The organism is Cellulomonas sp. URHE0023 (assembly GCF_000688475.1).
Taxonomy (GTDB): domain Bacteria; phylum Actinomycetota; class Actinomycetes; order Actinomycetales; family Cellulomonadaceae; genus Cellulomonas.
Genome location: NZ_JIAN01000005.1, coordinates 472,318 through 493,103 on the forward strand (window position 1 = coordinate 472,318; position 20,786 = coordinate 493,103).

Annotated in this window: 18 protein-coding genes; 10 read left to right on the plus strand and 8 right to left on the minus strand. The window is 71.7% G+C overall.

Annotated features, from left to right (window positions below; translation table 11 throughout):
• Window positions 1-24 precede the first annotated feature (24 nt).
• Window positions 25-645: a CE1759 family FMN reductase gene (locus N553_RS0102310; protein WP_028045198.1), complete on the plus strand. Its 621-nt coding sequence runs from the start codon at window positions 25-27 to the stop codon at window positions 643-645.
• Window positions 646-819: 174 nt separating this feature from the next.
• Here N553_RS0102310 and N553_RS0102315 read toward each other — a convergent pair whose 3' ends face one another.
• A complete protein-coding gene (locus N553_RS0102315) occupies window positions 820-1,095 on the minus strand; it encodes an adhesin (RefSeq protein ID WP_028045199.1) in 276 nt (91 codons plus the stop codon).
• Window positions 1,096-1,255: 160 nt separating this feature from the next.
• On the opposite strand from N553_RS0102315, the gene N553_RS0102320 reads away from it, so the two are divergent.
• From N553_RS0102320 to N553_RS20670, 4 genes are all read left to right on the plus strand, one after another.
• On the plus strand, window positions 1,256-1,675 hold the full coding sequence (locus N553_RS0102320) for a nitroreductase/quinone reductase family protein (RefSeq protein WP_028045200.1): 420 nt from the start codon (window positions 1,256-1,258) through the stop codon (window positions 1,673-1,675).
• A complete protein-coding gene (locus N553_RS0102325) occupies window positions 1,665-2,045 on the plus strand; it encodes an iron chaperone (protein WP_028045201.1) in 381 nt (126 codons plus the stop codon). Before N553_RS0102320 ends, N553_RS0102325 begins: the two co-directional genes overlap by 11 nt.
• Window positions 2,046-2,140: 95 nt before the next feature.
• Window positions 2,141-3,529, plus strand: coding sequence for a threonine/serine exporter ThrE family protein (locus N553_RS0102330; RefSeq protein WP_197029885.1), 1,389 nt, complete (start codon window positions 2,141-2,143; stop codon window positions 3,527-3,529).
• A 467-nt stretch (window positions 3,530-3,996) separates the two neighbouring features.
• Entirely contained in the window at window positions 3,997-4,347 is a 351-nt protein-coding gene (locus N553_RS20670) for an MmcQ/YjbR family DNA-binding protein (RefSeq protein WP_034620503.1), read from the plus strand.
• A gap of 22 nt (window positions 4,348-4,369) precedes the next feature.
• Here the strand turns inward: N553_RS20670 and N553_RS0102345 are convergent, their stop codons facing one another.
• On the minus strand, window positions 4,370-5,485 hold the full coding sequence (locus N553_RS0102345) for an LLM class flavin-dependent oxidoreductase (RefSeq protein ID WP_028045204.1): 1,116 nt from the start codon (window positions 5,483-5,485) through the stop codon (window positions 4,370-4,372).
• A gap of 156 nt (window positions 5,486-5,641) precedes the next feature.
• Between N553_RS0102345 and N553_RS20675 the strand changes: the two genes are divergently transcribed.
• Window positions 5,642-7,063: an alpha-amylase family glycosyl hydrolase gene (locus N553_RS20675; protein WP_081844320.1), complete on the plus strand. Its 1,422-nt coding sequence runs from the start codon at window positions 5,642-5,644 to the stop codon at window positions 7,061-7,063.
• Between the two features lie 131 nt (window positions 7,064-7,194).
• Here the strand turns inward: N553_RS20675 and N553_RS0102355 are convergent, their stop codons facing one another.
• Both N553_RS0102355 and N553_RS20680 read right to left on the minus strand, forming a co-directional pair.
• Window positions 7,195-9,210: a right-handed parallel beta-helix repeat-containing protein gene (locus tag N553_RS0102355; RefSeq protein ID WP_028045205.1), complete on the minus strand. Its 2,016-nt coding sequence runs from the start codon at window positions 9,208-9,210 to the stop codon at window positions 7,195-7,197.
• A gap of 176 nt (window positions 9,211-9,386) precedes the next feature.
• Window positions 9,387-10,865, minus strand: coding sequence for a glycosyltransferase family 39 protein (locus tag N553_RS20680; protein ID WP_051639764.1), 1,479 nt, complete (start codon window positions 10,863-10,865; stop codon window positions 9,387-9,389).
• 77 nt (window positions 10,866-10,942) lie between these two features.
• Here N553_RS20680 and N553_RS20685 point away from each other — a divergent pair, with 77 nt between their 5' ends.
• Entirely contained in the window at window positions 10,943-12,253 is a 1,311-nt protein-coding gene (locus N553_RS20685) for an NAD(P)/FAD-dependent oxidoreductase (RefSeq protein WP_034620506.1), read from the plus strand.
• A gap of 7 nt (window positions 12,254-12,260) precedes the next feature.
• Here N553_RS20685 and N553_RS0102370 read toward each other — a convergent pair whose 3' ends face one another.
• The 3 genes from N553_RS0102370 to N553_RS0102380 form a co-directional block, all read right to left on the minus strand.
• Complete coding sequence (locus N553_RS0102370) at window positions 12,261-13,787, minus strand: PQQ-binding-like beta-propeller repeat protein (protein ID WP_028045206.1); 1,527 nt, start codon at window positions 13,785-13,787, stop codon at window positions 12,261-12,263.
• Between the two features lie 9 nt (window positions 13,788-13,796).
• Window positions 13,797-15,248, minus strand: a complete 1,452-nt coding sequence (locus tag N553_RS0102375; RefSeq protein ID WP_028045207.1) for a PQQ-binding-like beta-propeller repeat protein — start codon at window positions 15,246-15,248, stop codon at window positions 13,797-13,799.
• A gap of 113 nt (window positions 15,249-15,361) precedes the next feature.
• Window positions 15,362-17,026 (minus strand): glycosyl hydrolase family 18 protein, encoded by a 1,665-nt coding sequence (locus N553_RS0102380; RefSeq protein WP_081844322.1) that lies wholly within the window; start codon window positions 17,024-17,026, stop codon window positions 15,362-15,364.
• A gap of 325 nt (window positions 17,027-17,351) precedes the next feature.
• On the opposite strand from N553_RS0102380, the gene N553_RS0102385 reads away from it, so the two are divergent.
• Complete coding sequence (locus tag N553_RS0102385; protein ID WP_028045209.1) at window positions 17,352-17,606, plus strand: hypothetical protein; 255 nt, start codon at window positions 17,352-17,354, stop codon at window positions 17,604-17,606.
• Between the two features lie 12 nt (window positions 17,607-17,618).
• Complete coding sequence (locus N553_RS0102390) at window positions 17,619-18,110, plus strand: NUDIX domain-containing protein (protein ID WP_028045210.1); 492 nt, start codon at window positions 17,619-17,621, stop codon at window positions 18,108-18,110.
• A gap of 47 nt (window positions 18,111-18,157) precedes the next feature.
• Here the strand turns inward: N553_RS0102390 and N553_RS20690 are convergent, their stop codons facing one another.
• On the minus strand, window positions 18,158-19,900 hold the full coding sequence (locus N553_RS20690) for an APC family permease (RefSeq protein WP_051639765.1): 1,743 nt from the start codon (window positions 19,898-19,900) through the stop codon (window positions 18,158-18,160).
• 199 nt (window positions 19,901-20,099) lie between these two features.
• On the opposite strand from N553_RS20690, the gene N553_RS20695 reads away from it, so the two are divergent.
• Complete coding sequence (locus tag N553_RS20695; protein ID WP_051639766.1) at window positions 20,100-20,783, plus strand: rhomboid-like protein; 684 nt, start codon at window positions 20,100-20,102, stop codon at window positions 20,781-20,783.
• The last annotated feature ends 3 nt before the right edge of the window (window positions 20,784-20,786 follow it).

The following is a 20,786-nucleotide window of genomic DNA, read 5'->3' on the forward strand; positions in this document are numbered from 1 at the left end:
CCTCTCTTCTGGAAAGGACGTGCGATGAGCGACCGCTCGATCGTCGTCATCTCGGCGGGGCTGTCCCAGCCCTCGTCGTCGCGTCTGCTGGCCGACCGCCTCGCCGACGCCACCGTCACCGAGCTCGCCGCGCGCGGCATCACCGCGCACGTCGAGACCGTGGAGCTGCGCGACGTCGCCCACGAGGTGGTCAACATGACCCTCTCCGGCTTCGCCTCCGGCCCCCTCAAGGACGTCATCGAGAAGGTGACCGCGGCGGACGGCGTCATCGCGGTCACGCCGATCTTCTCGGCGTCCTACTCCGGCCTGTTCAAGTCGTTCATGGACATCCTCGACAAGGACGCGCTCGTCGGACGTCCCGTCCTGGTCGGCGCGACCGGCGGCACCGGGCGACACTCGCTCGCGCTCGAGTACGCGCTGCGACCGCTGTTCGCCTACCTGCGTGCCGACGTCGCCGGTACGGCCGTGTTCGCGGCCACCGACGACTGGGCCGACGGTGGCGGCGACGACGTCAACCCGCTGCCCAACCGGATCCGTCGTGCCGGCCGAGAGCTCGCGGAGATGGTTGCCGACCGGGAACCGTCCGCGCCGGTCGGCCTCTACGACGCGGTGCCGTCGTTCGACCAGCTCCTGGGCGGCGCCTGACACCACTGGTCCGGTGCCCACCACCGGACCGGTGCGCAACGAGGGCGGGAAGCCGTGGCTTCCCGCCCTCGTCGTTTCCTGCCCGTGCACCCGGGCCGGTCGTGCCCCGGCCGTGCACAGGCGCTCCGGGGCTGCGGCCCCGAGTAAGCCGTGCTTCCGCGCGCTGCTGCGGCCCTACTGCGGTTCGAGCGTGAATGCCGTGCCAGTGGCGGCCGACTCGACGTCGAGGCGCTGGTCAGCCAGTGTCACGGACGCCTGCGGGTCCACGTACACGCGGCTCGTACCGTCCGTCACCACATCATCGCCCGGGACCGGCTCCGGGACGAGTGCAAGCTCGAATCCTCCGGCCTCCTGCTGCGCGATCCGCAGGCCGCCCGTGTCCTCGGGAAGCCCGGCCCTGGTGGTGAGGGTATGGACCGCGGTGTGTGCGCTGTCGGTCAGGGTGAGCACGTCGCTCTCCTTCCATCGGCGTTCTCCTGCGTACGCCTTCGTTCCGCGTACGGTCCACCGTGACCACCGTGCGGCGACGGCGGCAACTCGGGTCCCGCTGGACGAGACCACCGGTGTCCAACGGTCGCGCGCGGCGCGGATCGGCCCTAGCCTCCGCACCATGCCGCTCCCGTTGTGGGTGACGCGAGTGAACCGGCGGGTCGCCAACCCGCTCCTCAGCCTGCTCTCCGACGACGTGCCACCCCTCGCCACGCTGCATCACGTCGGGCGCTCCAGCGGTCGACGGTTCCGGACCCCGGTGATGGCGTTCCCGTCGGGCTCGCGCGTCACGATCGCTCTGACGTACGGCCCGCGGGTGCAGTGGCTGCGCAACATCGAGGCGGGTCGGCCCGCTCGGCTGGTGCGTCGCCGCACCGTGCTCGCCCTGTCCGACCCGGTGCGCCTGCGCGGCGCCGAAGGTGCACGGCTGGTGCCGGCCTGGACACGGGCGGCGCTCCGGCTGCTGGGCACCGACGAGTTCGTGTCGCTACGCGCCGACGATCCGTACGATCGGCCTCAGGAGGTACCTGATGCCGCGTGAGGGCTACCCAGCCGCAACCGTCGAGGAGTACCTCGCGGCCGTGCCCGCCGACAAGGGATCCGCGCTCCGGGTGGTACGCGACCGGCTGGTCGACGCGGTGCCGGATGCGGGGCAGGTCATCTCCTACCAGGTCCCGACGATCACCTACCGGGGAGTCGGTCTCGTGGCCTTGTCCGTCGCGACGTCGCACTGCAGCCTGCATCTCATGAGCCCGCCGCTCGCGCGATCGCTGGGCGGGTCGCTGCCCGAGGGACGCATGTCGGGCGCGACGCTGCAGTTCCCCGCCGACGCACCGCTGAGCGAGGAGACGGTCCGGCGGATCGCGAGCCTGCGGATGGCCGAGGTCGACGCGCGCCTCGACGCGCGATGACCGATCCCTCGACGGTCCCCCTCCCACCGCCGGCGCAGACTCCGGCGGCCTCTCGGCCTGAGTCGCAGCCTGCGCCCTCCGCTGCGTCGGCGACGGTGCCTCCGCACCTTGCGCACTCGTCGCCACGGCTGCGCACGGCCTCCGCGCCGCACGGCGTCCACCTGGGCGGACGGCTGCGGCGGGCGATGCGCATCCTGACCGAGCCCCCGCCGCCCGGGGTCATCGCCGAGCCCCGGGAGCTGCCGACCGTCCCCCCCGACCTCGTGCCGCTGCTGCGCGAGCTCGGTGCCGCGCTGCTCTCGTCAGGACAGTCCGTCATGGACACCGAGCAGCAGATCGGGGACATCGCACAGGCCTACGGCGCGGACCGGGTGCGGACCCTGGTCCTGCCGACCGGCGTGTTCATCCACGTCGAGACCGCCGACGGTCCGGAGAGCGACTTCACCGGGCCCAACACCGAGACGACCCTGCCGCTGCACCAGATCGGCGCCGTCGACCGGCTCGTTCGCGACCTGACCACCGGGACCGCCGACCTCGGCGCCTCACGCGGCCGCCTGCGGCAGATCCTCGCGATGCCGCCCCACTACGGACCGCTCGCGGCCGTCCTCGGCCACGCCCTGCTCACGCTCGGGTTCGGGCTGATCCTCTACCCGACCGTGCACGCCCTGCCCGTGTACCTGGCCATGGGCGCCGCCGTGGGCGTCCTTCGGCTGGTCGCCGACCGCTGGCCCACGCTCTCCACCGCCCTCCCCGTGGTCGCCGCCTTCCTGGTCACCCACGCGACCATCACCGTCGTCGCCCCCGCCCTCGACATCGACCCGATCCGGCTGCTCGCACCGCCGCTCGTCAGCTTCCTGCCCGGTGCCGTGCTGACGGTCGCAGCCATGGAGCTCACCAGCAACCAGGTCATCGCGGGGGCGTCACGGCTGGTCTACGGGATCGCACAGCTCCTGCTCCTCGCGTTCGGCGTCGTCGCCGCGGTCACCGTGGCCGGACCGTTCTCCACCGACACGAGCTCGCCCCTGCTCGGGCCGTGGGCCGCGTGGGTCGGGGTCCTGTTCGTGGCCATCGGGCACCGGTACTTCTCCTCGCCGCCCCGTCGGTCGTTCTGGTGGCTGCTGCTCGCGCTGTACGCCGCGTTCGCGGCACAGAGCGTCGGGCTCGTCCTGCTCTCGCCGCAGCTGTCGGGGTTCGTCGGCGGGCTCGTGCTCGTCCCCGTCTCGAGGGTCATCGCGAGGGCCCCGACCGGTCCGCCCGCGATCGTCACCATGCTGCCCGCGTTCTGGCTCCTGCTCCCCGGAGCCCTCGGGTTCCGAGGTGTGTCCGAGCTCGCGACCGGCGTCCCGGCCGGGGTCACCGACGTCATCGACACCAGCCTGGCGCTCTTCTCCATCGCGCTCGGGGTCATCGTCGGCACGGCCCTGACCGGCGACGTCCGCAGGTTCACCCGCGCGGTCGTCCGCGCGGTGACGCCCACACCCTGACGCTCCGCACGCCGTCGCTTCACACCGTCCCGCGCCGGGTCCCGTCGATGCCCGACGACACCGTGGTGCCGGCCCACTTCGACGCGTCGGTGCACCCCTCGGCGCAGTGCATGCCACACGTCGGGCACACCCAGAGCGTGTGGTGCCTGTCCACGGTGCACCCGCACGTGACGAACCGCTCCGACGGTCTCCCCGGCCCGCTCGTGGTCCACCGATGCCCCGCAGGGCAGCCGGCCGGAGGTACCCGCACCCAGCCCAGCGGCGTCCGTCGCCACTTCGACCAGTCGATCTCCCGGACCATCGCCCCAGCCCGTTCTTTCGTGTCCGCTTCTCGTGCTCCCCAGATCTGCGCTCGTGCGGCTCGCGCGTCACCGGTCGATCGTACATGTGTTCGAACGCGGGCCGATGCGGGAAGCCAGAACATCCGGCGTCAAGCCCGTGTCGGTGCACCGCGCTTGGATGGGTGCATGGACGAGAGCGATGCGCGACGGGCAGCGCTCGCACTGCCGGAGGTCACGGAGCGGGCGAGCTGGGGGCAGCCCGCGTGGTTCCACCGGAACATGGTTGCCCGGATGTGGGACGACGCCCGGCTGACCGTCCGGGTCGAGGACGACGGAGAGCGGTTGGCGCTCGTGGAGCAGATGCCCGGGCTGTACTCGACGACCGACCACCACCTGGGGACCAACCTGGTCCTGATCTCTCTGGCGGCTGTCGACGCCGCGACACTCGACGCTCACCTGGCCGAGTCGTGGTGGTGGGCCGCTCCCCCGGTCCTGCGCAAGCGGTATCCGACCCTCGGCCCCACGGAGGACGTCTGACGTCAGACCGGCCGGGGCTGGCCTACGCGAGCACCGGCTGGGGCGCCGTCCGGAGCGCTACGCGTGGGAGGACCTCTTCTCCGACCCGGTAGGCCTCCTCCACGTGCGGCCAGCCGGACAGGATGAACTCGTCGAAGCCTGCGCCGGCGAGCTCCACAAGGCGGTCGGCAACCTCGTCGTGGCTCCCCACGAGGGCAGTCCCAGCCCCCTCGCGCAGCAGGCCGATCCCCGCCCAGAGGTTCGGGCCGACCTGCTGCTCGTACGCCGACCCCGCAGGACTGAGACCCTGCGTCAGGCCGGTCATGCGCGCCTGGCCGACGGACTCCATCGTCGTGAACCGCCTCTGGGCCGCTGCGCGCGCCTCGGGGTCCATGCCGGCGAGCAGGCGGTCAGCCTCGGCCCACGCCTCGTCGGCGGTGTCACGGGAGATGACGTGCAGGCGGACGCCGAACCGAGGCGCGCGCCCCAGGGCCGCCGCAGCCGCGCGCACGCGAGTCACACGCTCGACGAGGGCGGGGAGCGGCTCGCCCCAGGCGAGGTAGACGTCGGCGTGCTGGGCGGCGACCGCCTCGGCAGCGGGCGAGGCACCACCGAAGTAGACGTCAGGGCGTGGCGCCTGCAGCGACGGGAACCCACCGTCGGTCACGGTGTAATGGGACCCCGCGTGCGAGAACCGCGCCGGCCCCCAGAGCCCGTCGAAGACCTCGAGGAACTCCGCCGTCCGCGCGTACCGCTCGTCGTGGCTGAGGGTGTCGCCGTACGCGCGCTGCTCGGCAGGATCGCCACCGGTCACGATGTTAACCGCGAGACGGCCGCCGGACAGCCGCTGGAAGGTCGCCGCCTGCTGGGCGGCCAACGTCGGGAGCAGGAAGCCCGGCCGGAAGGCGACGAGGAACCGGAGTCGCTCGGTGACGGACAGGAGCGACGCGGTCGTGATCCAGGCGTCCTCGCAGGCCGCACCGGTGGGCGTCAGGACCGCGTCGAATCCCGACTGCTCGGCCGCCCGGGCGATCTGGCCGAGGTAGGCGAGCGACGCAGGACGCGTCAGGACGCGTCGCGCGACACCGGCCGCCGCGACGACGTTGGCGACATGTCTGCCGTCACCGTTGGTGGGGAGGAACCAGTGGAAGGAGCTCATGTCGACCTGTCCGGGATGCCGTCGGGACGGGCATCCTCGCGGCGCGACGACCGGGATGACAAGCGAAGCAGAGCGTCGTCTCACGGCTCGGATGTCCCGCGCAGGTCGGGCGCGTGCGGGTGACCCAGCTGCTGGCGACGGACATAGGTTGAGCGAGTGAGCACCACGGACCCGGACCCTGCCCCGACGCCCGAGGACGCGACGGGCACGGGACGCCCGCAGGCCCGGCGCGGGCCCGACTGGGTACGGCACGCGATCTGGTGGCACACGTACCCGCTGGGGTTCGTGGGTGCCTACCCGCAGGCTGGAGCGACTGTGGACGAGCACCGGCTGCGGCGGATGGCCGGCTGGTTCGACCATGCGATCGCGATCGGCGCATCGGGGATCGCGCTGGGACCGGTCTTCGCCTCGGAGACCCACGGGTACGACACCGTCGACCACCTGCGGATCGACCCGCGGCTCGGCACGGACGAGGACTTCGACATGCTCGTGGACGAGGCTCACCGTCGCGGCCTGAGGGTGTTGCTGGACGGGGTGTTCAACCACGTCGGCCTCGGTTCGCAGATCGCCCGCCGGTCCATCGAGGCGGCCGAGGGCCGGTCCGACGACGAGGTGTGGTTGCTGCGTACCGACGGCGGCGGGCCGACGGACTTCGTCAGCTTCGAGGGGCACGGCGCCCTGGTGACTCTCGACCACGGACACCCCTCGGTCGTCGACTACGTGGTCCGCGTGATGAACCACTGGCTCGGTCGCGGTGCGGACGGGTGGCGCCTCGATGCCGCGTACGCGGTGCCGACGAGCTTCTGGGCCGAGGTGCTGCCCCGCGTGCGCGCCGAGCACCCGGACGCGTGGGTGGTCGCGGAGGTCATCCACGGCGACTACTCCAGGTTCGTCCGCGACTCGGGCGTCGACTCCCTGACCCAGTACGAGCTGTGGAAGGCGATCTGGAGCTCGATCAACGACGTCAACCTCTGGGAGCTCGCCTGGTCGCTCACGCGGCACGACGAGTTCCTCGACACGTTCGTGCCGATGACCTTCGTCGGCAACCACGACGTCACACGCATCGCCAGCAAGATCACGGACCCGCGGCACCTGGCGCACGCACTGGTGGTGCTGCTCACGGTGGGCGGGACGCCATCGGTCTACGCGGGCGACGAGCTGGGGCTCACGGGCGTGAAGGAGGACCGCGCAGGGGGCGACGACGCGGTGCGCCCCGAGTTCCCGGCGGACGGGCCGGGCGCACAGGGCGGCGACGCGGGCGGGGGCGACGCGGACGGGGCCGGCGCACCTGCGGCGGACGACCGCGCTGCCGCGATCCTGCGTGTGCACCAGGACCTGATCGGGCTCAGGCGGCGCCACCCGTGGCTCCACGACGCACGGACCAGGCAGGTCGAGCTGGCCAACGAACGGTTCGTCTACGAGGTGCGGTCCGTCGACGACCCGGCGAAGACGATCGTCGTCGCGCTGAACCTGGGTGACGACGCGTTCGCCGTTCCCGCGGGCGAGGTGCTGGCGGCGAGCGAGGGCTCCCCTGCCGGCGCCGTCGGCCCGCACGGGTGGGCGATCGTCGGCCGGTGACGCCGGCCCGGGTAGCCGCAGGGTGGCGCACCGACTCTCCCGTGGTCGGTGCGCCACCCGTCTCGGGTAGTGCTGGGTACCGGGGGACGGAGACGACGGCCGAGGGAAGTCGTCGTCCCGTCACCCGGTGATCACCAGGCCGAGGGAGCCGGCGGTACGACGACCGGCGGACGGTCGTCGCAGGTGATCGTGTTGGGCAGCTCCCACGGGGCGAACCACGGACCTGTCGTGCCACCACCGTCGTTGCCGCCCCCGTCGATCGAGGACCACTCGGACCCCGCGGGCGTGAAGTGGAACGTTCCGCAGTTGTTGATCCCGACGGCCCCGACGTTGCGGGCGTCCACGTTCTCGAACGTCGCGGAACCGGCCGCACGCGCACTGAGCACGGAGGTTCCGGTGCCGTCGACGCGGATGTCCTTGAAGTGGACGTCGGTGATCGAGTAGAGGTCCTTCACGGGCCAGTCGGCCACCAGCATGATCGCGTTGTAGGTGCTGTCGAGGAAGTGGTCGCCGACCACCTGGATGTCCGCGTCGATGCTCTTCTCCAGCGCGTAGAACCAGATGGCGCCGAGTCCGATGTTCCAGTTCAGCTCGTAGGTTCCGGCCCGGACCGTGGTGTTGTCGGTGATCCACAGGTGCCCGGTGAACGGCTCGGCGCCGAACCGCGAACCCACCTGGATGGCGGAGCCCTCACGCAGCGGGTCGGCGATCAGGTTGCTGGAGACCGTGGTGTCGCTGCCGCCGTAGATCGCGATGCCGTTGGCCAGGGTCGGCGTCTGCACCGTGTTGTGGTCGAACGTGTTGCCGGCGTTCCCGGTGTGCTCCGACCACATGGCCAGACCGTCGTCGCCGGTGTTCCGGACCACGGTGTTCCGGACCACCGAGCCGGTGACACCGGTGTGGAAGTTCACGCCGTCGGCGATCTGGTCGACGATGACGCTGTTGGTGATCGCCACGTTGTTCATCGGGCCGTCGAGCCAGATGCCGACCTTGGTGTGCTGGATGTAGAGACCGTCGATCGTCGAGTCGCTGAGCGCACCGCCGATGCCGTTCACCTGGTCGGTGTCGACGCGCTCGCGCACGTCGCCGCGGATGGTGAACCCGGACAGGTGCACGTTGTGGCTGCCCCCGGCGGACGCGTCCTTGCCGTAGAAGCCGACACCCGTGTGCACCGACCCGTCGGGTGCGGGCGTCGCGAGCGGGACCTCGGAGCCGCGGATGATCGTGTACCAGCTGCCCGCGCCCTGGATGGTGACGTCGTCGACGACGATGTGCCGGTTGACCTGGAAGACGCCTGGTGGCACGTACACCGGAAGGTGGTGGCTGCGGGCGAACGCGACGGCCTTGTCGAACGCGTCGGCGGAGTCGCGCCTGCCGAACGGGTCGGCCCCGAAGAGCAGCACGTTCGCCGCCTTGAGCTTGACCGTCGGCAGGCCCACGAGCTCCGAGTCGAGCAGGTCGACGACCGTCCACTCCACACCCGCTGGCGCCGTCAGCCGGACCACGGAACCGGCCTTGTAGGTGCTGCCGAGGAGCACGCGCTGCTCGTCGTAGAAGTGCATCGGCCGGAAGGGGGTCGACACGACGGGCGTCGGGGTGGTCGTGGCCGGGACACACCCGCACTCGGTGATCCACCAGTCGGGGTGCAGCAGACCCGCGTCGGGGTCGTTCGAGAACGGGTACTGGTTGTAGAGGTAGGAGTACTGGGACGTCAGGGTGGCGGTGATCGGGCGGCCGCCGTTCACGCTGAGCGCGAGGGGCGCGGTCAGGCCCCCGCCGGTGGGCGCGTCGGGCAGCGCGTACCGCACGGTCACCGCGTTCGCGGCGCGCGGCAGCGTGAAGTCGACGTACTGCCCGGGCGTCAGCTTGACGGCCTTCCTGCCCGAGGCCTCGGCGGGGAGCGTGTAGGCGTTCCGGTCCGGGCCGATCACGGTGCCGTTGGTGGCGGCGTTCTCGGCCTCCTGCTCGAGGAACCCCACGTCCGCACCCCGTCCGGCGACGAGCGACGGGTCGAGCGCTGCTCGGGTGACCGGCGTCGGGGTCGGCGGGGCAGGGCGGGCGGACGCCGCCGTCGGTTGGACGACGAGGGCGAGTGCGGCGAGCAGTGCAGGGACGGCGTAGACAGTCCGACGAACGGGGTTCCTCACGGGAGCGCCTCCTTGCGCAGCCGGGACGGCGTCGGTCAGGAGCCGCGCCGCATATCGGGACACACCGTAGGGAATGGACAAGAGGTCAGACAAGAGTGAATGGCAAGTTGCAAGAACTTACGTGTCGACCGCAAAAGGACGGCTCGATTCACCGCTTCGGATGCCCTGAAACAGGGCTATGCCGACAGGCGGACCACCTGCGGCCAGACGGACTCCCACGTCCCGGCCGGAGCGTCGCAGACCCGGACCGCACGGCCCTGCTCCTCGTTGTCCACCTCGAACCCGTTGTCCACGTGCGCCACCACCCGGCAGCCGACGGCCCAGGAGGGCGCACGGTCGTACCCGACGAGGACGAACGGTCCGTCGGAACCGTGGGGTGGCCCCCAGGCCGCGAAGCCGTTGTGCCCGCTGTAGACCGGAACCTCCAGGCCGTACCACTCGAGGGCACCGGCCTCCCCGTAGTTCTCGGCGACCGCGAGCGTCGCCCCCGAGGACGTAGCCGCCGCCTGCACCGTCGCGGCGAGGGCCGGCCACCCGACCATCTCCGACTGGTCCTCGTTGATGTCCGCGAAGAACGACTCCCCGAACGCGCGCTCCGGCAGGATCGGCAGAGCCGCCGGCCACACGAGGAGGCCGCTGAGCCCGATCACGACACCTGCGACGGCGACCCCCCGGGCACTCCACCGCTCGGCCAGCCCACAGGCACCCGCAGCGAAGAGCACCGGCACCGCGCCGACCACGTAGTACGCCTTGCCACCGGTCAGGAAGAAGACCACGACCATGACCACGAACGCCCAGGCGAGCGGTCGCGCGCGCACCAGGGACGGGACCCGGAACAGGCGCACCAACCCGTAGATCCACAGGGCCGCACTCACCGGGCTGAACTGCACGAGAAGCAGCCCGATGAAGTTCAGCCGCTCGGCGAGCACGCCGTACTCGTCGCGGATGTCGGCCGCGAGCGTCAGCTGCGGCCACCCGTTGAGTGCCTGCCACGCCAGGTTGGGCGCCCACAGGACCAGGGCCAGAGCCACGCCGCCCCAGGCCCACGGTGAGCGCAGGTGATGCCGCACCTCGGAGGTGAGCGCGACGCCCACGACGATCCCGACGAGCAGGAACGCGACGAGATGCTTGTCCTCCAGAGCGAGACCGGCCAGCGCGCCCACCACGACCCAGCCACGAGGGCGGTCACGACCCAGCGTCCACACCGTGGCGTAGACGATCGCGACCCAGAACAACGTGTCCACCGTGGCCGTCGAGAGCATGTGGCCGAGGATCCAGGTGACCAGACCGCAGCCCGTCGCGACCACCGTCAGAACCTGCGCGGCCGTCCCGCCACCCAGCTCCCGCGCGGTGAGCGCGGACAGCACCACGACGCCCGCCATGGCCAGGGCCGCCGGCAGGTGCAGGGCGACCAGCGACCCCGGCGCGACCACGTCGGCGAGGTGCGCGACGAGCGGCGTCAGGGCCGGCTGGTCGGGATACCCCCACGCGAGGCGACGACCTGCCGCCAGGAAGTACAGCTCGTCGCGGTGCGGGCCGTACCGGGCGGAGAGCGCGACCAGTACCGCGAGCAGCAGACCCGCGGCGACGAGCACCCAGAACCAGGCAACCGGAGGCGGTGCCTCCCGACGCCGACCGGCGTCGGTGGCGACCACCCCAGGAGCGTAGCGAGCGAGCGCGGGACCGGGACATAGCGGATACGGTCGATCGGGGATCTGGAAGGAGACAGGAGATGAGCGCACGCCCGCACGTGGTGGTGGTCGGCAGCGGGTTCGCCGGCTTCTTCGCCGCCCGCACGCTCGAGCGGCTGCTCCCCCGCGGAGCAGCAGACCTCACGATCGTCAGCGCGACCGACCACCTCTGCTACTCGCCGCTGCTGCCTGAGGTCGCGGCCGGGCGGCTCGACCCCCGTCGCATCGCGATCCCCCTGCACTCGGGCCTGCGGCGGGCGCGGATCGTTCAGGGCCTGGTGGAGTCGGTGGACACCGGGGCGCACACGATCGACGTGTCGTGCGACCTCGCCGACCCCCTCGTCCTGCCGTGGGACCGGCTCGCGGTGACCGTCGGCTCGGTGACCCGCCGGCAGCCCACTCCCGGCATCGAGGACCACGCCCTCGGGCTGAAGACGCTCGTGCAGGCGGTCTACATCCGCGACCACGTGCTGCGCCAGATGGAGATCGCCGACGCGACCGACGACCTGGAGGAGCGTCGAGCCCGCCTGACGTTCGTGGTGGTGGGCGCGGGGTACGCCGGAACCGAGACGGCCGCGCAGCTGCAGGTCATGACGACCGCGCAGCTGGACCGGTTCCCCCGGCTGCGCGCCGAGGACCTCACCTGGCTGCTGGTCGACGTCGCGCCCGCCGTGCTGCCCGAGCTGGGTCCGCGCCTCGGGCAGTTCGCGCTCGACCAGATCCGTGCGCGCGGGATGCAGGTGCGGCTGCGCACCTCCGTCACCGACATCGCGCCCGACCGCGTCACGCTCTCCGACGGCCAGACGATCCCGTGCCACACCGTTCTCTGGACCGCGGGCGTCACGCCTGCTCCGCTCGTCGGCCGGCTCGGCGACGCCGTGGAGCACGGCCGGCTCGTCGTCGACTCCCAGCTCCGCGTGCCCGAGGAGCCCGACGTCTGGGCGGCGGGCGACTCGGCGGCGGCCCCCGACCGGCACGACGCGCAGCACCGCCCCTACCCCCCGACCGCGCAGCACGCCCAGCGCATGGGTGTGGTCCTCGCGCACAACATCGCGGCGAGCCTCGGGCACGGGGAGCCGCGCGAGTACCGGCACCACGACCTCGGCCTGGTCGCCGACCTCGGTCGGCGCAGCGGGGTCGCGCGTCCGCTCGGCGTCCCGCTGACCGGGTGGCCCGCGAAGGTCGTCGCGAAGGGGTACCACCTGTACGCCGTCCCCTCGATGGCCAACCGGTCCCGGATCGCCGCCGACTGGGCACTGAACCTGGTCAGCCGGCCCGTGCCGGCACAGCTCGGTCTCGTGCGGCCGGGCCAGGCGCGGTTCGCCGCCGCGGAGCACACCGCGCTCCGCTGACGACAGCTCAGCCGAGCCGGACGACCTCGCGCAGCGCGCCCTGACCGTCCACGTCGATCCCGAGCAGGGCGTCGCCGATCGGGTAGGCGAAGTCGACACCGCTGGGCAGCGTCCGCCGCCACACCTGCTCACCGCTCCCAGGATCGAGTGCGTGGAGCTCGCTCGCGGTGCCCTCGTCGGAGCCCACCGACAGGACGAGCACGTATCGACCGTCGGTCATGGGGCTGCCGAACGTCCTTCCCTCCGGGGCGTCCAGGGACCAGAGCGTCCTGCCGCTACGGCCGTCGACCGCGGCGAGACCCTCCCGCGTCGTGACGAACGCGCGTCCCCGCAGGATCATCGCGGCCGGGTTGTCCGTCGAGACCTCGAGGTCGGAGGACCACCGGCGCGTGCCGGTCTCGGCGTCCGCGCCGTTCAGCAGGACGCCGTCGGTCGGTCCGGCGCCCCAGGCGGAGAAGAGCAGGAGGTCGTTGACGCTGCCGTCGTCGACCGTCGGGACGTACGGGGTTCCCGGCAGCGTGTACCTCGGTCGGTCCCCGTCCAGCACCGTGGCACCGGTTCCGTAGCTCGAGCCGTTGGACCAGTCGCTGAACACGAGCCGCCCGGTGGCGTTCTCGACGTAGAAGTGGCCGGGCACGTCGGCGTCGGCAGCGTCGCCCAGCTGCGGGTTCACGGGCTGCCCGTCGGCATCGATGAGCGCCGGGTGCCCAGAGAATCCCGTGCAGGCTAGGAGATCCGCGACACGGTAGACGTCCGGCGGCCAGTCGGTCGTGCGGTCGGCCACCACCTCCGTCGGCGCGGCGACCTGGGCCGTCCAGCGCGGCTCGCCCGTCAGCAGGTCGCGCGCGTCGAGGATGACCGCCCCGTAGGAGTCGGAGTACGAGGCGAGGACTGCGACGTCGCCGACCACCGCGAGCGTGGTGCCGCTGGCCGGCCACTGGGCGACGACACGTCCGTCGGCGGTGTCGACCACGCGGACGAACGTCGCCGAGGCGGGCACCTGCATGGCGCCCGAGTCGCGGAACCTGACGAAGCCGTCGGTGGCGAGGCAGGCGACCCGGTCCGGGTCCTCGGCGTCGTCGGTCGTGACGCACGTCGGAGGGGACGCACCCAGGTCGGCCTCGGCCTCCGCCCGGACGGGGTCCGGTCCGTACAGCTCGGTCGACCACCGGACCTTGCCCGTCGCGAGGTCGTGCGCGACGAGGCGCTGCGAGCCGTCGGCGTCGACCACCGGCCCGACGACCGCACCGTGGGTGGCGATCTGGTACCAGATGAGGTCTCCCACCGAGTCCGAGCGCCACGCCACCGGCAGCGACTCGTCGACCGGTGCCAGCACTCCCGGGACCTCGGCCAGCCGTGCGACCACGGCCCGCTCGCGCGCATCCGCGACGAGCTGGACGGCGAGGACCGCCAGCGCAGCGCCTGCGGCAGCTGCTACCCACCGGCGGCGACGGCGCGTGGTGGGTGAGCGGGGCGCGACGACTCCGGCCGACTCCTCGTCGAGCTCCACGTGCTGCATCTCGCCGCGCGCCATCCGGGGAACCTAGCCGAGCACTGCCACGCCGTCGGTCGAGAGGCCGAGCAGTACCCGACCGACCGAGGTGCTGGACCTGATGTCTGCGGGCAGCGGCGCCCGCCAGAGCGGGTGACCGTCGTCCAGGTCGTACGCGACGAGCTCGCTGCGGTCCGAGCCGGCGACCGGCTGGTCCGCGACGAGGATCGCGCTGCCGTCGGTCGCCAACGCTCCGGGCACGTGCCCCGGGGTCACGGCCGAGCGCCACGAGAGGGAGCCCGTGCGGCCGTCCAGCGAGACGATCCCTGTCATCGTCGGGACGTACACGCGACCGCGCAGCACCACCGCTGGGCCCGTGGCGGTCTCCTGCGAGGTCCACCAGGGCTGCCCCGTGCGGGCGTCCCAGCCGCGCAGCATGCCGTCGGCCGTCAGCACGAGATCGGGCAGGCTCGCGTCGTCGGCCGAGACCTCGAGGTAGGTGCCCGGCAGGTCGACGGTGTCCAGACCGGCACGCACGATCGACGAGCGCACCTGTCCCGACTCCGTGGTGCTCAGGAGCGCCAGCACGCCGGCGACCTTGTCGTAGCGGTAGCCCGCGACCGCCGGGACAGGCGGTCGCACGACAGCCCCGGAGGCGTCCAGCAGCGCGACCGACCATCCGGGGTTGGTCACGCCGACCAGGTCGCCCGCGGCGAAGACCTTGACGGACGAGGTCAAGGCGGCCTGGCTCAGGTCCACGCCCGCGCTCGGCGGCAGGTACCGCCAGCGTTCCTCACCGGTGAGCAGGTCCTGGGCGGTCACGCCTCGATCGCGTGCGCCCAGCACCGCCAGGCCCGGGAACACGGCCATCGAGGTGACGTCGGTGACCGGCCGGTCCGCGACGATGCGCCCGTCCCTCGTATCGAGGACCACGACCCGGGTGGACGTGGCGGGGACGATCTCCGGGCTGCTCGCCCGGTCGAAGTGCTGGTACCCGTTGCTCACGAGGCACGCGAGCCGGTGCTCGGTGGCACGGGCGCACTGGTCGGCGGTGCGGCGGTCGAGCGACAGCGCCCGTGAGGCGTCCGGGCCGAACAGGGTCGTCGACCACAGCACGTCACCGGTCCGCTGGTCGACCGCGACGACTGCCTGCGACCCGTTGCCGGCGACGCTGAGCCCGACGAAGGCGCCGTCGGCGGCGATGCCCTCGCGCACGAGCCCAGCGAGCGCTACCGGTGGCTGCCAGGCGATCCGCACGTCCGGACCGACGGGCCTCACGACCCCGGGGATCGTCGCGAACCTGGCCTCGGCTGCCCGTTGCCTCGTGTCGAGCAGCTCCTGGGTACCGGCGAGCAGCGCGACGGCGACCACCGCGACGAACGCCGGCCACCACCGGCCCACGGCGCGGCGTCGAGGTTCCGGCACCCGGTCGACGGACGACTCGTCCGGCAGGCGTTCCTCGTCGAGGAGCTCGACCGACTGCAGGCGGCTGCGATGCCCCATCTTGGGAGGCTAACCCCGAGGGCGATGTCCCGGCCCTTCGAGGTGCGGGTGACTCGGCGCGCCGAAGCCCGGCCGCCGGAGGGGTGGCGGCCGGGCTTCGGAGGTGCGTGCGGCTACTTCAGGCCGTTGGAGACGGCGCCGATGAGCTCACCGCCGGCGGTGTCCCCGGAGAGCTCCCAGAAGAAGCTGCCGCCGAGGCCCTTGCCCTTGGCCCACGACATCTTGCCCGCGATCGTGCTCGGGGTGTCGTAGCTCCACCACTCGGAGCCGCACTTGGCGTACGCCGTGCCGCCGACGGTGCCCGTGGCCGGGCACCTGGTCTTGAGCACCTTGTAGTCCTCGATCCCCTGCTCGTACGTGCCGGGCGCCGGACCGGTTGCCGAGCCGCCCGGTGCGGACTGCGTGACACCGGACCAGCCGCGGCCGTAGAAGCCGATGCCGAGCAGGATCTTGCTCGGCGGGACGCCCTTGCCGATCAGCTTGGTGATCGCGGCCTCGGAGTTGAACCCCGCGCTCGGGATGCCCGGGTAGGACGTCAGCGGCGAGTGCGGCGCGGTGGGGCCGGACGGGTTGAACGCGCCGAAGTAGTCGTACGTCATCGGCATGATCCAGTCGAGCTTCTGCGCACCCGAGGCGTAGTCGGCGAGGTCGATCTTGCCGCCGTTGCTGCCGTCGGCCGTGATGGCGGCGGTGACGAGCTTGCTGCTGCCGAACTTGTTGCGCAGCGCGGTGACCACGGTGTTGAACGCTGCCGGGCCGCTCGAGTCGCACTGCAGGCCGCAGGCGTTCGGGTACTCCCAGTCGACGTCGATGCCGTCGAACACTCCGGCCCACCGCGGGTCGTTGACCAGCTTGTAGCAGGAGTCGGCGAACGCCGTCGGGTTGGCCGCGGCCTGCGTGAAGCCTCCCGACCAGGTCCAGCCGCCGAACGACCAGATGACCTTGAGGTTCGGGTGCTTGGCCTTGAGCTTCTTGAGCTGGTTGAAGCTGCCCTTGAGCGGCTGGTCCCACGTGTCAGCGACGCCGTCGACGCTCTGGTCGGCGGTGTAGGCCTTCTCGTAGTCCGCGTAGGAGTCACCGATCGAGCACTGACCGTTGGTCGTGTTGCCGAACGCGTACAGCAGAGCCGTCAGCTTGTCGGCCGATCCGCTCGTCTCGATGTTCTTCACGTGGTAGTTGCGCCCGTAGACGCCCCACTCGGCGAAGTACCCCACGACCTTGCTTCCACCCGGACCGGTGGGGGTCGTCGGGGTGGGCGTGGGGGTCGGCGTCGGAGTGCTCGTCGGCGTCGGGCTCGGGGTGCCGGTGCCGCCGGAGGAGCACGAGCCACCGTTCAGGCTGCAGGTGCTGGGAGTCTTGAACGGGCCGGTGGCCACGTAGCCCCAGGTGATCGAGGCTCCGGGCGCGAGGGTGGGCGCCCAGCTCTTGTTCACGGCCTTGTAGTGGCTGCCGGTGCGCGTGATGTCGGCGTCCCACGAGCTGGTGATCGCGTCGCCGGCCGGCAGGTCGAACTCGAGCGCCCAGCCGTTGACGGTCGAGGATGTGCCGTTGGTGAGCGTGACGCCTACCTGGTGACCGGTCCCCCAGTCGCCTTGCGAGGTGAACGCCACGGAGAAGGTGCCTGCGGCCGTGGCCGGCTGGGCGGCGACCACGAGCGCCGCAACGAGGGTGGTGACCGCTGCGAGCGCGACGGTGACGAGCGCAGGACGTCGTCGTCCCGTGCTCCCGCCGCTGCTGCTCGGGTCCTCGGTCGAGGCCGTACGTCGGATGAATGCCATAGAGCTGTCCCCTGCCCATCGTCGGTGCATGGATATGTAAGGAAGGCATACAAATGGTTCGCATCGGACGCTAACGTTTTTCACCCGCTCCGCGCAAACTTCACCCGCTGTTGGCGGGGTGGTGCCACCTGTGGAGGCATAATCCGCGCCGGCGCCGGACATGGGCCCACGTCGTCGCACGTATCCCTCGGTCGCCCCGATCGCTCTTCTCATCGCAGCGCTGGTTCCCGGCGTCGTCGACCGGGCGAACTTGCGCGTGTCGGTGCGATCCCACGGCCTATCGGTCGAATGATGGAAGGGAACGGCACAGCGAAGGAGTCGACAGATGACGGTGACCGACGGGCAGCTCCACGTGGACCCGGAGCTCGAGGCGCAGGTGCGCAGGGAGCACGCCGGCGCCACCTGGTTCGAGCTCGCCAGCGCGACGGCCAAGGCCCACCGCGCGTACGACGAGGTACGCCGCCAGCACGACGACGCGGTCACCGCCCGCGCCCGCGGTCGGCTGCACGTGCTCGAGCTGCTGCTGGCCGCGGAGACGGACCGGCTCCACCCGCTGACCGCCGAGAAGCACACCACCTGACATCCTGGCCGGGTGACCCCACCGAGCAGCGCAGGCCTCCTGCTGTTCCGACGCAGCGACGTGTCCGGGCTGCAGGTCCTGATCGCCCACATGGGTGGGCCGTTCTGGGCGCGCAAGGACGCCGGCGCCTGGACCATCCCGAAGGGCGAGCCGTCCCCCGACGAGGACCCGCACGCTGCCGCGCTGCGCGAGTTCGAGGAGGAGCTCGGGTCCCCGCCACCTCCCGCTGACGTCCCGGACCTCACGCTCGGCACCGTCCGGCAGAAGTCCGGCAAGGTGGTCACCGCGTGGGCGCGTGAGGGCGACTTCGATGCGGCGAGCGCCACAAGCAACACCGTCGAGATCGAGTGGCCGCCCCGGTCGGGACGCCGGATCCAGGTGCCCGAGATCGACCGGGTGGGCTGGTTCGCGCCCGCCGAGGCCGCAGCGCTCGTCGTCCTCGGGCAGGGCGAGCTCATCCAGCGGCTCGTCGCGCTCCTGGAACCGGAGGCGCGCAGCGTCTAGCGCCGCGGCCCGACGGAGCAGCCGGCCGCCGGTCGCTGCGCCCCCTCCTAGGGTCGCTCCTCGTCCTCGGGCGCCGCCGGCGGCTCGTCGCCCGTCGTCGTGACTGCCGTGGCCCCGGGCGGGAGGTTGAACAGGTCGGGTGCGATGACGATGCCCGGCAGCCCCGAGTCGGGCAGGCGGAACACGGTGTCAGGGATCGTCGCCGGACCCGTGAGGATCAGGTCGTGCGCACCGCGCATCGGCAGCGTCTGACCCCGGAAGAACGCCGGCTGGCGGATCCACCACACCACCATGAGGACGACGCCGATGAGGATGGCCAGGACGCCTACGACGGCGACCGCGCCGATCCCCATGATCGTCACGTTCTCGTCGTTGTCGTCGGTCAGCCAGTCCGGCGCCGCGAACTGGATCAGCGCGTACACGAACGCCGCGAGCAGGATCAGGCCGCCCAGCGAGGGCAGCACACCCTGCATGAAGAAGTCACGGCGCGTGTGGTGCAGGGTCCGGCGGTAGAACCAGCTGCACGCGAACCCCGTCAGGCCGTAGTAGAACGCGATCATCAAGCCGACCGACCCGATCAGGGCCGTGAGCAGGTTCGGGCTGATCAGCGTGAAGACCAGGTAGAACGCCATCGAGACGACGCCCATCGCGATCGTGGACACGGTCGGCGTCAGGTACTTCGCGTGGATCTTGGCGAACGACGCCGGGAGCGCCTTGTACGCGGCCATGGACAGCGACGTGCGGGCGGTCGGCAGGATCGTGGTCTGGGTCGAGGCGGATGCCGACGTCAGGATCGAGGCCGAGAGCAGCAGCAGGGCGATCTTGCCGAGCCCCGTGTCACCGAACAGCTCCGGACCGATCGCCGCGAACACGTCGTCGGCGTTGTCGGGGTTGCCCAGGCCGATGCCGGTCGTGCCGACACCGGCGAACGCGACGGCCGCGGTCGACACCATCAGGTACGTCACGAGCAGCAGCACGGTCGACAGGATCGCGGCGCGACCGGGGGTCGTCGCCGGGTCGTCGGACTCCTCGTTGATCGAGACGGCCGTGTCCCAGCCCCAGTAGATGAACACCGCGGTCAGCAGCGCGGGCGCGATGACGGTGGAGAGGTCCAGGCCGCCGGGCCAGAACCAGCTCCACTGCGGGACGAGCGAGTAGGACTCCCCGTTTCCGGTGTAGACCTTGGTCAGCGCGACGACCGCGAACATGATCAGGACGAGCACCTCGACGGACAGCAGCGCGTACTGGATGCGCGCGGAGACCTCGATGCCGCGATAGCAGAGGTACGTCATCACGGCTATCCACAGCAGTCCCACGGCCGTCGTCCACACGACGCTCGTGTCGAGGTCCCCCGCCGCGTCCCAGCCCAGCTCGCCGAGGAACGTGAACGTGTACGTCCCTGCGATCTGCGCCAGGTTCGCCATCACGATCACGTCGGCGGCGATGATCCCCCACCCGCCGAGCCAACCGGTGACCGGGCCGAACGCGCGGGTGGCCCAGGTGAACGTGGTCCCGCAGTCGGGCTCCGCGCGGTTCAGCTCCTGGTAGGCGACGGCGATCAGGTACATCGGGACGAATGCCAGCAGGATGATCGCCGGCGCCTTGACGCCCGCCAGGATCGCGCCGCCGCCCGCGACGACGAAGCCGAGGCTCGCGGCGAGGCTGTACGCGGGTGCGGTGGACGCGGTGCCGACGACGACGCTCGAGAGCAGCCCGAGCGCACCGCCCTTGAGGCCCTTGCCGGTCTCGGGGAATCCCAGCGGAGCGGCGTCGGTGGAGGGAGCGGACACGAAACCTCGCAATGGCGCGGCCCAGGGCGACGTTGCCTCGGGCGAGGGTGGACCGAGCGGATTCGTTGTGCGGAACGGCTAGGAGAGCAGAGATCGCTCGTCTTTCGAAGGTCCAGCAACCGAAACCGTAGCGTTTGCCCCGGTTCACCGGAAGGGGTTCTGGACGCGCGGTCGACAGGGTGCCCCGTACGGTGCACTCATGACCGGACCGCCGCTGGGGACCACAGCCCGCGGCGCCTTGCGTGACGTGTGGGACACCGTGAAGCACGCGGATCTCGCGATCGCCTACTGCGCGGTGGTCACGGCCATCACCCTCTGGGTCCACGTGCAGCCGGCACCGCGTCAGGAGGAGATGCTCGACCGGGTGAGCAGCAACCTCAGCAACCTGCGCTCCGAGCCGTTCGTGTCCATGATCGGCAGCGCGTTCGTGGTCGAGGGCGTCCTCGGGCTCGTGCTCGTCGCGCAGCTGCTCGTCGTCCTGGCCTACCTGCAGCGGTTCGTCGGCCGGCTCGCGGCCGTGGTCGTGGGCCTCGCGGGCCACGTCGGCGCGGGACTCGTGGTCGCGGTAGGACTGGCCACGGGGATCTTCCACGGCTTCGTCGACGAGTCGGTGGCCGAGGCGACCGACGTCGGCGTCAGCTACGTGATGGCCTGCGCGACGGGCTTCCTCGTGCTCGCCGTGCCGCGACGCTGGCGGTGGTGGTACCTCTGCGGAGCCGCCCTCTACTGGTTGGTGCCTGGGGCCTTCAGCCGGACCTTCACGGACGCCGGGCACGCGACGGCACTGGCCATCGGCCTGCTCCTCGCGCTCGTCTCGTCACGCGTCGTGGCGGCGGACCGCCAGGCACGCGCACACGCCGCGGACCCGCCCGGACCGCGCTGACGC

Excerpts from the sequence above, each read along its gene's own strand:
- N553_RS0102310 (WP_028045198.1), top strand. The coding sequence starts at position 25 with ATGAGCGACCGCTCGATCGTCGTCATCTCGGCGGGGCTGTCCCAGCCC.
- N553_RS0102320 (WP_028045200.1), top strand. The coding sequence starts at position 1,256 with ATGCCGCTCCCGTTGTGGGTGACGCGAGTGAACCGGCGGGTCGCCAAC.
- N553_RS0102325 (WP_028045201.1), top strand. The coding sequence starts at position 1,665 with ATGCCGCGTGAGGGCTACCCAGCCGCAACCGTCGAGGAGTACCTCGCG.
- N553_RS20670 (WP_034620503.1), top strand. The coding sequence starts at position 3,997 with ATGGACGAGAGCGATGCGCGACGGGCAGCGCTCGCACTGCCGGAGGTC.
- N553_RS0102345 (WP_028045204.1), bottom strand. The coding sequence starts at position 5,485 with ATGAGCTCCTTCCACTGGTTCCTCCCCACCAACGGTGACGGCAGACAT.
- N553_RS20685 (WP_034620506.1), top strand. The coding sequence starts at position 10,943 with ATGAGCGCACGCCCGCACGTGGTGGTGGTCGGCAGCGGGTTCGCCGGC.
- N553_RS0102370 (WP_028045206.1), bottom strand. The coding sequence starts at position 13,787 with ATGGCGCGCGGCGAGATGCAGCACGTGGAGCTCGACGAGGAGTCGGCC.
- N553_RS0102375 (WP_028045207.1), bottom strand. The coding sequence starts at position 15,248 with ATGGGGCATCGCAGCCGCCTGCAGTCGGTCGAGCTCCTCGACGAGGAA.
- N553_RS0102380 (WP_081844322.1), bottom strand. The coding sequence starts at position 17,026 with ATGGCATTCATCCGACGTACGGCCTCGACCGAGGACCCGAGCAGCAGC.
- N553_RS0102385 (WP_028045209.1), top strand. The coding sequence starts at position 17,352 with ATGACGGTGACCGACGGGCAGCTCCACGTGGACCCGGAGCTCGAGGCG.
- N553_RS20695 (WP_051639766.1), top strand. The coding sequence starts at position 20,100 with ATGACCGGACCGCCGCTGGGGACCACAGCCCGCGGCGCCTTGCGTGAC.